Annotated in this window: 9 protein-coding genes; 3 read left to right on the top strand and 6 right to left on the bottom strand. The window is 67.7% G+C overall.

The window, feature by feature from the left end:
* Positions 1–12: 12 nt before the first annotated feature.
* The 3 genes from AU193_RS15420 to AU193_RS15410 form a co-directional block, all read right to left on the bottom strand.
* Positions 13–1,479 carry a glutamate synthase subunit beta gene (locus AU193_RS15420; RefSeq protein WP_064423248.1) on the bottom strand — a complete coding sequence of 489 codons (1,467 nt, stop codon included), beginning with the start codon at positions 1,477–1,479 and terminating at the stop codon, positions 13–15.
* A complete protein-coding gene (gltB, locus tag AU193_RS15415) occupies positions 1,472–6,055 on the bottom strand; it encodes a glutamate synthase large subunit (protein ID WP_064423247.1) in 4,584 nt (1,527 codons plus the stop codon). The genes AU193_RS15420 and gltB overlap by 8 nt, the downstream gene beginning before the upstream one ends.
* 412 nt (positions 6,056–6,467) lie before the next feature.
* A complete protein-coding gene (locus AU193_RS15410; protein WP_253867858.1) occupies positions 6,468–8,597 on the bottom strand; it encodes a heavy metal translocating P-type ATPase in 2,130 nt (709 codons plus the stop codon).
* A gap of 53 nt (positions 8,598–8,650) precedes the next feature.
* On the opposite strand from AU193_RS15410, the gene AU193_RS15405 reads away from it, so the two are divergent.
* Positions 8,651–9,454: a PaaI family thioesterase gene (locus AU193_RS15405; protein WP_064423246.1), complete on the top strand. Its 804-nt coding sequence runs from the start codon at positions 8,651–8,653 to the stop codon at positions 9,452–9,454.
* A gap of 24 nt (positions 9,455–9,478) precedes the next feature.
* On the top strand, positions 9,479–10,867 hold the full coding sequence (locus AU193_RS15400; RefSeq protein WP_064423245.1) for a chloride channel protein: 1,389 nt from the start codon (positions 9,479–9,481) through the stop codon (positions 10,865–10,867).
* A 26-nt stretch (positions 10,868–10,893) separates the two neighbouring features.
* Here AU193_RS15400 and AU193_RS15395 read toward each other — a convergent pair whose 3' ends face one another.
* The 3 genes from AU193_RS15395 to AU193_RS15385 all read right to left on the bottom strand — a co-directional run bounded on the left by AU193_RS15395 (position 10,894) and on the right by AU193_RS15385 (position 12,853).
* Complete coding sequence (locus tag AU193_RS15395; RefSeq protein ID WP_064423244.1) at positions 10,894–11,454, bottom strand: Dps family protein; 561 nt, start codon at positions 11,452–11,454, stop codon at positions 10,894–10,896.
* Between the two features lie 79 nt (positions 11,455–11,533).
* Positions 11,534–12,445, bottom strand: coding sequence for a DNA-3-methyladenine glycosylase (locus AU193_RS15390; RefSeq protein WP_064423243.1), 912 nt, complete (start codon positions 12,443–12,445; stop codon positions 11,534–11,536).
* Positions 12,446–12,472: 27 nt separating this feature from the next.
* The gene (locus AU193_RS15385; protein ID WP_064423242.1) at positions 12,473–12,853 is read right to left on the bottom strand and encodes a DUF427 domain-containing protein; all 381 of its coding nucleotides are present in this window, start codon (positions 12,851–12,853) and stop codon (positions 12,473–12,475) included.
* Positions 12,854–12,971: 118 nt separating this feature from the next.
* Between AU193_RS15385 and AU193_RS15380 the strand changes: the two genes are divergently transcribed.
* Positions 12,972–13,628: an enoyl-CoA hydratase-related protein gene (locus AU193_RS15380; RefSeq protein ID WP_064423241.1), complete on the top strand. Its 657-nt coding sequence runs from the start codon at positions 12,972–12,974 to the stop codon at positions 13,626–13,628.
* Positions 13,629–13,708 lie beyond the last annotated feature (80 nt).

Below are 13,708 nucleotides of genomic sequence, written 5' to 3'. Positions count from 1 at the left end.
TCGCGCAAGCGCTCATCGCTGCGGCACGGCGGTCGGTTTGATCGGCGCAGGCAGCGCGGAATGCCCCATGAGGTAGCGGTCCACGCCCGCCGCGGCGGCGCGACCTTCCGCGATCGCCCACACGATCAGCGACTGCCCGCGTCCCATGTCGCCGGCGACGAAGACGCCGGGCACCGACGAGGCGAAGTCGGCGTCACGGCTGACATTGCCCCGCTCATTGATCTCGACCCCGAGATCGGTCAGCAGGCCTTCGCGCTCGGGACCGGTGAAGCCCATCGCGAGCAGCACGAGGTCGGCTTCCATCTCGAACTCGGTGCCCTCGACCTTCTCGAACTTGCCCGCGGTCATCGTGACCTCGTGGCCACGCAGCCCGGTGACATGTCCGTCGCGGCCGACGAACTCCTCGGTGTTGACCGAGTAGACCCGCTCGCCGCCTTCCTCATGCGCGGAGGACACCCGGAACATCAACGGGTAGACCGGCCACGGTGTCGAATCGGCACGGGTGTCCGGTGGCCGCGGCATGATCTCGAACTGATGCACGCTGGCCGCGCCTTGGCGGTGCGCGGTGCCCAGGCAGTCGGCACCGGTGTCGCCGCCACCGATGATGATGACCTTCTTGCCCTTCGCGTGGATGGGCGGAAGCCCGTGCTCGTCGGCGACGGGGTCGCCGAGCTGCACCCGGTTGGCCCACGGCAGGTACTCCATCGCCTGGTGGATGCCGTCGAGCTCGCGGCCCGGGATGGGCAGGTCGCGGCGTTCCGTCGCGCCGCCGGCCAGCACCACCGCATCGAATTCCTTGCGTAGCTGCTGCGCTGTTATGTCGACACCGACGTTGACGCCGGTGCGGAACTCGGTGCCCTCGGCCGCCATCTGCTCAAGCCGACGGTCGATGTGGCGCTTCTCCATCTTGAACTCGGGGATGCCGTAACGCAGCAGCCCGCCGATGCGGTCGTCGCGCTCGAACAGCGTGACGGTGTGTCCGGCGCGGGTCAGCTGCTGGGCGGCGGCCAGCCCGGCGGGGCCGGAGCCGACGACGGCGACCTTCTTTCCGGTCGTGACCTCCGGCGGCCGCGGTGTCACCCACCCCTCGTCGAACGCCTTGTCGATGATCTCGACCTCGATCTGCTTGATCGTGACCGGATCCTGGTTGATGCCCAGAACGCAGGATCCCTCGCACGGCGCAGGGCACAGCCGGCCGGTGAACTCGGGGAAGTTGTTCGTCGCGTGCAGCCGCTCGATGGCATCGTGCCAGCGGTCGTTGCGCACCAGGTCGTTCCACTCGGGGATCAGGTTCCCGAGGGGACAACCGTTGTGGCAGAACGGAATACCGCAATCCATGCAGCGGGTCGCCTGCTGGCGCAGGGTGTCGTGGGAGAAGTCCTCGTAGACCTCTTTCCAGTCACGCAGACGAATCGGCACGGGCCGCCGTTGCGGGGTCTCGCGCTCTGTGTACTTGAGGAAACCGCGGGGATCAGCCACTGGCGGCCGCCATGATCGCCTCATCGACGTTGGCGCCGGTCCGTTCGGCCTCGGCGATCGCCTCGAGCACCCGCTTGAAGTCGCGGGGCATCACCTTGGTGAAATGCTTCACGTTGTTGTCCCAGTCGTCGAGGATGTGCGCTCCGACAGCGGAATCGGTGGCGTCGACGTGGGCCTGGATCATGCCCGCGAGCCACTCGAGGTCCTCCTCGTCGAGGCCCTCCAGTTCCACCATCTCGGCGTTGAGGTTGTCCGGCAGATCACCGTCGGGGTCGTAGACGTAAGCGATGCCGCCGGACATGCCCGCGGCGAAGTTGCGCCCCGTCGGCCCGAGGATCGCGATCTTGCCGCCGGTCATGTACTCACAACCGTGGTCGCCCACCCCTTCGACCACCGCGTGAGCCCCGGAGTTGCGCACCGCGAACCGTTCACCGGCCTGACCGCGGATGAACGCCTGGCCGCTGGTCGCGCCGAACAGGATCACGTTGCCCGCGATGATGTTGTCCTCGGCGACGTAGTCCTCAGGTGCGCTGTCCGGTGGCCGCACCACGATCCGTCCGCCCGAAAGACCCTTGCCGACATAGTCGTTGGCATCGCCGTAGACCCGCAGCGTGATGCCCTTCGGTACGAAGGCCCCGAAGCTGTTGCCTGCCGAACCGTCGAAGGTGATGTCGATGGTGCCGTCCGGAAGACCTTGCCCACCATAGGCTTTGGTCACTTCGTGGCCGAGCATCGTGCCGACCGTCCGGTTGACGTTGGCGATCGTCGTCGAGAAGCGCACCGGCGTCTGGGAATCCAGCGCTTCGCGGCACATCACGATCAACTGCTGGTCGAGTGCCTTGTCCAGGCCGTGGTCCTGACGCGAACTGCAGTACAGGTCCTGATTCATGAACGCCGACTCAGGCTCGTGCAGCACCGGCGCCAGGTCCAGCTTGTATGCCTTCCAGTGCTCGGCTGCCTTTGTGGTGTCCAGCGCCCCCACCTGGCCGACCATTTCGTTGACCGTGCGGAAGCCCAACTGCGCCATCATCTCGCGGACCTCTTCGGCGATGAACATGAAAAAGTTCTCGACGAATTCGGGCTTACCGGTGAACCGCTCGCGCAGCACCGGATTTTGAGTCGCGACGCCGACGGGGCAGGTGTCAAGGTGGCAGACGCGCATCATGATGCAGCCCGACACCACCAGCGGCGCGGTGGCGAAACCGAACTCCTCGGCGCCGAGGAGTGCGGCGACCACGACATCGCGGCCGGTCTTGAGCTGACCGTCGACCTGAACCACGATGCGGTCACGAAGCCCGTTGAGCAGCAACGTCTGCTGAGTTTCAGCCAGGCCGAGTTCCCACGGCGCGCCTGCGTGCTTCATCGACGTCATCGGCGTCGCGCCGGTACCACCGTCGTGGCCGGAGATCAGCACGACGTCGGCGTGCGCCTTGGACACGCCGGCCGCGACCGTCCCCACGCCGTTCTCGGAGACCAGCTTGACGTGCACACGCGCCTGCGGGTTGGCGTTCTTGAGGTCGTGGATGAGCTGAGCCAGATCCTCGATCGAATAGATGTCGTGGTGCGGCGGCGGCGAGATCAGACCCACGCCGGGTGTGGAGTGCCGCACCTCGGCCACCCACGGATACACCTTGGCACCCGGAAGTTGGCCACCCTCACCGGGTTTCGCGCCCTGAGCCATCTTGATCTGGATGTCGGTGCAGTTGCTCAGGTAGTGGCTCGTCACGCCGAACCGGCCCGACGCCACCTGCTTGATCGCGCTGCGGCGCCAGTCACCGTTCTCGTCGTGGTCGAAGCGTTTGACGTCCTCTCCGCCCTCACCCGAATTCGACCGGCCGCCAAGGCGATTCATCGCGATGGCCAACGTCTCGTGGGCCTCGGCGGAGATCGAGCCGTAGCTCATCGCGCCGGTCGAGAACCGCTTGACGATCTCGCTGGCCGGCTCCACCTCGTCGAGCGGCACCGGCGGGCGCAACCCGTCGCGGAACTTGAGCAGCCCGCGCAGCGAAGCCATCCGCTCGCTCTGGTCGTCGACGAGTTTGGTGTATTCCTTGAATATCTCGTACTGCCCGGTGCGAGTCGAATGTTGGAGTTTGAACACCGTGTCCGGGTTGAACAGGTGGTACTCGCCCTCCCGGCGCCACTGGTACTCGCCGCCGACCTCGAGTTCGCGGTGTGCCCACTCGTCGGGCCGGTCGAGATAGGCCAACGAGTGCCGCGCGGCGACGTCGTCGGCGATGTCGTCGAGGTCGATTCCGCCGACGGGACAGCTCAATCCGGTGAAGTACTCGTCGAGCACCTGCTGGCTGATGCCGATGGCCTGGAACAGCTGGGCGCCGGTGTAGGAGGCCAGCGTGGAGATGCCCATCTTCGACATCACCTTGAGCACGCCCTTACCCGCGGCCTTGACGTAGTTGGCCTTGGCTTGATCACTGGAGATGCCGGTGATCACACCGCGCTCGACCATGTCCTCGATCGACTCGAACGCCATGTACGGGTTGATCGCCGCCGCGCCGAAGCCGCACAGCATGGCCATGTGGTGCACCTCGCGGGCGTCACCGGCCTCGACCACCAGACCGACCTTGGTGCGGGTGCGTTCCCGAACGAGGTGGTGGTGCACGGCGGACACCGACAGCAGCGACGGGATCGGCGCCATCTGCTCGTTGGACTCACGGTCGGAGAGCACGATGATGCGCGCGCCGTCGCGAATCGCGTCCGACACCTTGGCCCGCACCTTGTCCAGTGCCTCCTTGAGGCCCTGGCCGCCACGGTTGACCGGGTACAGGCAGCGGATCACCGCCGCGCGCATACCGTGCTTGTGGCCGCGGATCTCGTGGTCGGGGTCGACGCACATCAGCTTCGACAGTTCGGCGTTGCGCAGGATCGGCTGGGGCAGCACGATCTGGCGGCACGACTCGGCGTTTGGGTTGAGCAGGTCACCCTCGGGCCCGAGCGTGCCCTGCAGGCTGGTCACCACCTCTTCGCGGATGGCGTCCAGCGGCGGGTTGGTCACCTGGGCGAACAGCTGCTGGAAATAGTCGTAGAGCATTCGGGGCCGAGCGGACAGCACCGCGATCGGGGTGTCGGTGCCCATCGAGCCGATCGGCTCGGCGCCGGTGCGCGCCATCGGCGCGACCAGCAGGTTGAGCTCCTCGTAGGTGAAACCGAAGATCTGCTGGCGCAACACCACCCGGTGGTGGGGCATGCGCACATAGTCGCCGGGCGGGAGTTCGTCGAGGTGGAACAGGCCGGCGTCGAGCCACTCCCCGTACGGCTGCTCGGCGGCGAGTTCGGCCTTGATCTCCTCGTCGGAGACGATGCGGCCCTTGGAGGTGTCGACCAGGAACATGCGGCCGGGTTGCAGGCGCATCCTCTTGACGACGGTCGACGGATCGAGGTCGAGCACGCCGGCCTCCGAGGCCATGACCACCAGACCGTCCCTGGTCACCCAGATCCGCGACGGCCGAAGGCCGTTGCGGTCGAGCACCGCCCCGATCACCGTGCCATCGGTGAAGGTCATCGAGGCCGGGCCGTCCCACGGCTCCATCAGCGAGGCGTGGTACTTGTAGAACGCCCGACGCGCCGGGTCCATCGACTCGTTGCGCTCCCAGGCCTCCGGGATCATCATCAGCACCGCGTGAGGCAGGCTGCGTCCGCCCAGATGCAGAAGCTCGAGCACCTCGTCGAACCTGGCCGTGTCCGACGCCCCCGGCGTGCACACCGGGGTGATCTTGTCGAGGTCCTGATTCGGGCCGAACACGTCGGTCTTGATGAGCGCTTCTCGTGCGCGCATCCAGTTCTCGTTACCCGTGACGGTGTTGATCTCGCCGTTGTGGGCGATGCGCCGGAACGGGTGGGCCAGCGGCCACGACGGGAACGTGTTGGTCGAGAAGCGCGAGTGCACGATGCCCAGCGCGCTGGTGAGCCGTTCGTCCTGCAGGTCGAGGTAAAAGGCCTTGAGCTGCGGAGTGGTCAGCATGCCCTTGTAGACGAAGGTCTGCCCGGAAAGGCTTGGGAAGTAGACGGTTTCGCGTCCCGGCCCGTCCTGGCCCGGACCCTTGGTGCCCAGCTCGTGTTCGGCGCGCTTACGCACCACGTACGCGCGACGCTCCAATTCCATGCCCGAGGCACCCGAGAGGAACACCTGCCGGAACGTGGGCATCGCGTCGCGGGCCAGCGCACCCAGCGGCGAGTCGTCGGTCGGTACCTCGCGCCAGCCCAGGACCTCGAGTCCTTCTGCCTCGGCGATCTTCTCGACCGCCTCGCACGCGGCCGCTGCATCCTTCGACGACTGCGGCAGGAACGCGATGCCCGTGGCGTAGCTACCCGGCTCCGGGAGGTCGAAGTCGACCACCGCGCGCAGGAACTCGTCGGGAACCTGCAGCATGATGCCCGCACCGTCGCCGGTGTTGGGCTCGGCGCCCTGCGCGCCGCGATGCTCGAGGTTGACCAGTGCGGTGATCGCCTTGTCGACGATGTCGCGGCTGCGGCGGCCGTGCATATCGGCCACCATCGCCACGCCGCATGCGTCGCGTTCGAACGCGGGGTTGTACAGCCCTTGCTTCCTGGGCGCCATTCCCACCTACCCTTTTCTGCACGTGTTACGTAGCCTCTGCCTGACAGCCGTAGACGACGGCGCTTCGCCGGTCCCGGCTAGGGAGTGCCTTTGTGCAGCATCGAACGCCGGCCTTTTTCCACTTGCCTCGAGTGGAGAAACGATATGTCAAACACCCGGTGACATGCCAACTTAGGAGCACCTAACCAACCCGCCGGACCGATGCCGCCCGGACGCCCGTGATCGCCCCGGTTGAGGCCCAATTTCGTTGGCCCCCTGAGGTTTTCAAGGCTTTCAACCATCCTGCAGCGGGGTGAGGTACACATCACACTTCCCTCCCGGCGCCGCCTGGCGTTTGCTGGAGTGGGCCATTTCGGCGCTTTTCCCAGCTTAGACCGCTAAGTGCCGGTTTGCGCAAAGCCTAGCCAGATTCTTAGGAAACCGCTCTCAGGCTGGCTTCCGGCGTGAGGTCGAGCCGGCGCAGCAGTTGAGCGTTGAGCGCCACCACGACGGTCGACGCCGACATCAAGATCGCGCCGACGGACATCGGCAGGATGAAGCCGACCGGTGCCAGCACTCCCGCCGCGAGCGGTACCGACACCAAGTTGTATCCCGCTGCCCACCAAAGGTTTTGCTTCATCTTGCGGTAGGCGGCCCTCGACAGTAGGAGCACCGACAACACCGAGCGCGGGTCCGACCCTGCCAGAATCACCCCGGCCGAGGCGATCGCCACGTCGGTTCCCGCGCCGATCGCGATGCCGACATCGGCCTGGGCCAGCGCGGGAGCGTCGTTGACCCCGTCGCCGACCATCGCCACTTTGCGGCCTCCGTGCTGCAGCTCGGCCACCTTTGCCGCCTTGTCTTCGGGCCGCACGCCGGCGAACACGCGATCGATTCCCAGGTCGGCGGCAACCGACCGCGCCACGGCCTCCGCGTCGCCGGTGATCATCACCACTTCGACGCCCAGTTTCGTCAGCGCCTCGACCACCTCCCTGGATTCCGGTCGGACCTCGTCGGCCAGCTTGATCGCGCCCACGGCGTCACCGTCGACGGCGACGTGCAGGATGATCGCTCCTTCGTCGCGCCACTGGCCGGTTTCGGGTAGCTCGCCGAGCCCCGCCTCCGCCAGCATCCGCGGCCCGCCGACCTGGACGCTGCGGCCCTCGACCGTGGCCTTGACGCCGACCGCCGGCGACGAGCTGAAATCGGTCGTCGGCGGCAGCGTCAGCGAGCGGTCACGCGCTGCCGCGACGATCGCGCTGGCGAGCGGGTGCTCGGAATACGCCTCGGCCGCCGCCGCCCACGTCAGCACGTCCTCGGCGGATCGGCCGGGCGCGGGCGCGACGGCGGTGACCGTCGGCTCCCCCTTGGTGAGCGTGCCGGTCTTGTCGAACAGCACGACGTCGACGGTCCGCATGCTCTCCAGCGCCAGCCGGTCCTTGACCAGAACCCCGCCGCGGGCGGCGCGTTCGGTGGCGATCGAGACCACCAGCGGTATCGCGAGTCCGAGCGCGTGCGGGCAAGCGATCACCAGAACAGTGATGGTCCTGACGACGGCCCCGGCGGGCATTCCCGCGAACGACCACACCACCGCGGTGACGATCGCCGCCGACAGCGCGAACCAGAACAACCAGCCCGCCGCCCGGTCCGCGAGGCGCTGGGCCCGCGACGACGAGTTCTGCGCCTCGGTCACCAACCGCTGGATACCTGCGAGCGTCGTGTCGTCGCCGACCGCGCCGACCCGCACCCGTAGCCCCGAGTCGGTGGCCACTGTGCCGGCCACGACGTGGTCGCCGACCTCGCGGCGGACCGGGCGCGATTCACCGGTGACCATCGACTCGTCGACGTCCGCGGCGCCGGCGACGATCTCGCCGTCGGCGGGGATGTTGCCTCCGGGCCTGACAAGCACGACGTCGCCGACGCGGAGTTCCGCCGGTGCGACGGTCTCGGTGCCGCCCTCGACGACGCGCTCGGCCTCGTCGGGCAGCAGTGCCGCCAGGGAATCGAGCGCGGACGTGGTCTGCGCGAGCGAACGCATCTCGATCCAGTGGCCGAGCAGCATGATGACGATGAGCAGCGCCAGTTCCCACCAGAAGTCCAGCTGGTGGTGCAGCACACCGAGGCTGGCTCCCCAGGACGACAGGAACGCCACCGTGATCGCGAGGCTGATCAGCAGCATCATTCCCGGTGCGCGGGAACGGATTTCGCTGACCGCTCCGGACAGGAAGGGCCGTCCGCCCCAGACGTACATCACGGTGCCCAGCACCGGCGACACCCATTTGATCCCGGGAATGTCGGGTAGCGAGTAGCCGAGAATCATCGCGAACATCCCGGAGAGCGCGACCGTGGGGACGGCGAGCACGAGCATGGTCCAGAACAGGCGCCGGAACTCGGCGACGTGACCCGAGTGGTCGTGCCCGCCCGAGTGGTCGTGCGAGTGCCCGTGCTCGCCCGGATGCTCGTGCGACTGATCCGGGCCCAGCGGGTGGTGGTGCCCCGAATGACCGGCCGTCGCCGAGTCCGGGTGATGTGCGCCATGGCCGGCATGCGTCATGGCGGTCATCCTATACCCCCTAGGGGTATATGGCCAGCCTTCTTCGGTCACGCTGTATTCCGATGTCTCATCCACTGAACACCCCGTTGGGCCGGTTCGGCATCGTGACGTCCACGGACATGCCCCACGAGTGCGTGGCCTCGATCCCGGTGGGCGGCATGGTCAATCCGCTGACCGGCGCCCCGACCATTGCACCCATGGCGATGCTCGTCGACCACGCGTGCGGCCTCGTCAACCACCGGCGCCGCGCCGATGACGAGTGGACGGTGTCCAGCGAGCTGTCCCTGGAAGCCGATCCCGATGCCGCCGAGATCATCGCGGACGCACCGGATGTACCGGTGGTCGCCACCGCGCGGCCGTTCGGCACCAAGAGCGACGTCGCGCTGGCGCTGTGCGAACTCACTCACCGCGACACCGTGCTCGCCACGGCCACCGTGCGCTCGTTCTACATCCACTCACCCGCCGACCTCGCACCGTTCCCCGACGGCCCGTCCGGCCCACTGCCGCCCGGGACGCTGGCCGACCGGATGGCGGTCCGCGTTGCCGAGAGCGGCGGTGCGCGACGGGTTCTGCTGCAGGACGAGGACCCCGTGCTGAACAACGCGATCGGCATCGTGCACGGCGGGGTGACGGCGATGGCGCTGGAACTGGTCGCGTCCGCGGCGCTGCACGCCGACGGTCCCGACAAGCCGTTGCGTACCGCGTCGCTGAGGGTCAACTTCCTGCGCCCCTTCCACAGCGGACCCGAATCCCGGTATGCCGGAACCGCTTTGCGCGTCGGACGCAGGACCGGCGTCGCCGAGGGGCAAGCCGTCGGCCCCGGCGGCGGTGTGGCGATCCTCGCCAGACTGACCGCATACCGCTGAGACGCGCGCTAGCATCTTCAGACCATGGCCGAGACCCGTGAAGACGGCGGCCTGGGGGGATTCATCCGACGCTCCGGATACATCCGTAAGTGGCTGATTCTCGGGATCGCGATCGGCGTCATCGCCGGCCTCGGCGCGGTGGTGTTCTATCTGGCGCTCGACTATGCGGGCGCCTTCCTGCTCGGTGAGCTCGCCGCCTACCGGATTCCCGAACCGGTCGGCGACGGCGGCGATCCCGGCTCGGCCGGCTTCGACCGACCGTGGGCCATCCCGCTGGTGGCGGGCGGCGGGGCCCTCGTATCGGCGTGGCTGGTCGCGAGGTTCGCACCGGAGGCCGAAGGGCACGGCACCGACAGCGCGATCGAGGCCGTGCACACCAACCCCCGCGCCATCCGGGGACGAGCCATCGTGGTCAAGACCATCGCCAGCGCCTTGACCATCGGGTCGGGTGGCTCGGGCGGCCGCGAGGGCCCTGCGGCGCAGATCTCCGCCGGGTTCGGCTCCATGCTGACGCGCTGGCTGAACCTGTCCGACGAGGACGGGCGGATCGCGGTGTCGCTCGGCATCGGTTCGGGTATCGGGGCGATCTTCGGCGCCCCGCTGGGCGGCGCGGTGCTGGCGGCGTCGATCGTGTACCGCCGGGACTTCGACTATCGGGCCTTGATACCGGGGTTCATCACCTCGGCGACGGCCTACTCGGTACTCGGTTCGATCCTCGGCTTCGATCCGCTGTTCGGGTTCGTCGCCGCCGACTACCGGTTCGGCAGCCCCCTGGATCTGGTCTGGTTCGTCGTGCTCGGCATCGTCGCGGCCGGCGTCGGATACCTCTACGCGCGGATCTTCTACGGGACCGTCGCACTGGCTGGACGGCTACCGGGCCACCAGGTGCTCAAACCCGCCGTAGGCGGGCTCGCCGTCGGACTGCTGGCGCTCGGCATCCCGCAGATTCTGGCCAGCGGCTACGGCTGGGCTCAAAAGGCCACGGCCACCGACACTTTGATGGCGATACCGCTGTGGATTGTGCTGATCATGCCGCTGGCCAAGATCGTCGCGACATCACTGTCGATCGGCACCGGCGGGTCCGGCGGCATCTTCGGGCCCGGTGTCGTGGTGGGGGCGTTCGTCGGCGCAGCACTGTGGCGACTCGGCGATCTGATCGATGCGCCCGGAATTCCCGACAGCCCCGCCACCTTCGTCGTCGTCGGCATGATGGCCTGCTTCGGCAGCGTCGCGCACGCGCCGCTGGCCATGATGATCATGGTGGCCGAGATGACCGGCTCGTTCTCGGTGATCCCGTGCGCAATGGTGGCGGTGGGAATCGCCTCCATGTTGATATCGCGCACCAACGTCTCGATATACCGGGCGCAGCGCCTCGACCGGGAGACCGCCCAGGCCGAGCGCGAAACAGGCTGACGCCGGTCACCTCCGCCGGACAGCGGTTACTTGCCCGCCTTCTTCTTGGCCTGGCTGGCGGCGGCCTTCTCCGTCCTCGCACCCTTGTTGACGAGCTCGCCACCCGCGTTCTCCAGGTGCGCCCGCACGAACCACTGGAACTTCTCGAGTTCGGCGGTGTGGCCGATCAGGATGTCCTCGGTCACCGGGTCGGCGTCCTCGGCCTCTTCGATGTTCTGCCGGGTGTCCTCGATGATCCCGTCGTAGACGAGGTCGAGCGCGGCCAGGTGAGCCTGCACCGTGTCACGGTCCAGCGAGTAGTCGTCCCAGGTGCGGTCTTCGATGATCGCGCCGGGCGTGCCCTTCGGCGAGAAGCCGAGGGTAGCGATCCGTTCGGCGACCTCGTCGGCATAGCCGCGAACCAACTCGACCTGAGGATCGATCATCTCGTGCACACCGATGAAGTTCGGGCCCACTACATTCCAGTGAATGTGCTTCAGTGTCAGGTGCAGATCGTTGTACCGGCTCAGCTGCTTCTGCAGAAGTTCGGCGACCTTCGTGGCGTCCTTGTCGGTCATGCCGGGGACTGTGTAATTGGATCTAGGCATTGAAGCTCCTTTGCACGCATACGGTGTCGTGGGTCCGACTACCCGCTGATGTGGCGAGGTAATCACCGCGTCGCAGGCGTCACATCTCGATCAGATTCGGGATCGCCATGCGCGGCCCGAACCGCGGCAGCACCGCAAGCCCGCTCACCTCCAACAGGCGCACAGCTCGGTGACGGTGAGGGCGAAGCGGTTCGAGCAACTCGACCATCGCGGGGTCGTCGATCGGATGGCCCAGCAGGCTCCACCCGACCATCTTCGCGAGGTGATAGTCGCCGACCGAAAGCGCGTCCGCGTCACCGAACGCGCGCTGACTCGTCTCCGCCGCGGTCCACTCACCGACCCCCGGAAGCGACGCCATCGCCGCGCGCGCCCTGGCCGGTGAGCGGGCGCCCAGTCGTTCCAGGGAGTCGGCGCGCTGAGCACATACGACGACGGTGCGCGCACGGCGGGGATCGACGTTGGCGCGGTGGAACTCCCACGACGGAATGCGGCGCCAGACCTCACCGGGCGGTGGAACGCGCATGTGCGCGGGCGCCGGTCCGGGCGCGGGGGCGCCGTACAGGGTGACGAGCAGCCGCCACGCGCGGCGAGCGTCCTTACCATGAACCCGCTGTTCGAGCACCGCCGGAATCAGCGCTTCGAGCACGCGGTCGGTGCGGCCCAACCGCAGATGGCGAACGCGTTGATGGGCCGCGGCGATGGTCGGTTCCGTGGGCGTGAAGCCGAGGCTGTCGTCGTACGCGCCGAGTTGGGCGGGCAGTGTCTCGGCGAATTCCCTGGCGCCCTCACCCCATGCTTCGCAGTCGACGGTGTCGGCCGCCGATTTGGTGAGGCGCGCAGTGACCGGGCCGCTGCGCAACAGGCTCGTCCGCCAGATCGCGCCGTCGGGGGCGTCGTAGTAGCACGGGTCCCTTCGGCCACGCCGCAGCGGCGCCAAGGTCAACGTGGGGCTGACCGGGCCGTCGAAGACGACGCTGACCGAGATGGGCACCGGCCAAGGTTATGCCGGGCCGACGGATCATGCCGGAAGGACGGTCACCTCTGCCTTGTCCGGATAGAACGCGACGTGTCCGGCGATCTCGCTCACCGCGGGGTAGGGCCTCTCGTAGGTCCACACGGCGTCCTCGATGACGGCGCCGGCCTCGGTCACGACGTGGTAGTAACCGGCGTCGCCCTTGAAGGGGCAGTACGTCTGGGTATCGCTGGGCTTGAGTTTGTCTTGGGCGACGTCGCCGAGCGGGATGTACTGGACGGCCGGGTACGTCGATTCCTGCAGCGTCAGCGCCCGGTCGGTGTCGGCGACGATCTCGCCGTTCACCCGGACGGTGACGCGTCCACCGGTGTGTTCGACGGTGATCGGGTGCCCTGCGGTGGGCTGGAGTACGGGTCGATCGCTCATGTGATGACCAACGCACGGCGTGCCGGTCGGATTCCGGACATGTCGGTGGTCGCGGCAGGGTCACACGAGTCGGAGCGCGGGCGACGCCGCGATCTGCAGCAAGTGGTGTAATCGGCTGATGGCTGACCTACAACGGCACGGCGCGGTGTTCGTGTTGACCCTCGGCGAGGACGAGAACCGATTCCACCCCGACAGGCTGACCGCGATCAACTCCGCACTCGACGAGGTGGAGGCGGCGGACGGGCCGAAGGCCGTCGTCACCACGGGCAGCGGCAAGTTCTACTCCAATGGGCTGGACCTTGACTTCATGGCGGCCAATCCCGATGCGGCCGAGGCCAACCTGGCCGACGTGCACGCGCTGTTGGCCCGCGTGCTGGCCTTCCCGGCGCCCATCATCGCCGCGGTGCAAGGGCACGCGTTCGCCGCCGGTGCGATGCTCGCGCTTGCCCATGACCAAATCGTCATGCGTGCCGACCGCGGCTACTTCTGCCTGCCGGAGGTCGACCTCGGCATCCCGTTCACGGCAGGCATGAACGCGCTCATCCGATCGCGGCTGCCCATTACGACCGCCCACGAGGCGATGACCACCGCGCGCCGCTACGGCGGCGAGGATGCCCGCGCGGCAGGAATCGTCGCGGCCACCGCCGGGGAAGGTCAGGTGGTCGACGCGGCGGTCGAGCGGGCAGACGCCTTGGCCGCCAAGGCCGGTGCGGTGTTCGGCGCGATCAAGGCGCGGCTGTACGCCGAAGTGATCGCCGAACTGCGGGTGCGTTAGCAGCTAGTGTCCTGAGTCATTAATTCGTCCGCTCTTGTTAGAGTAGGTGATGCCGTCACCGCGAGCTGCTGACATTGTGT

The sequence above is a fragment of the Mycobacterium sp. GA-1285 genome (assembly GCF_001499905.1).
Classification (GTDB): domain Bacteria; phylum Actinomycetota; class Actinomycetes; order Mycobacteriales; family Mycobacteriaceae; genus Mycobacterium.
The sequence above is the reverse complement of the archived record's forward strand: the minus strand, read 5'-3'. Positions and strand labels throughout refer to the sequence as shown.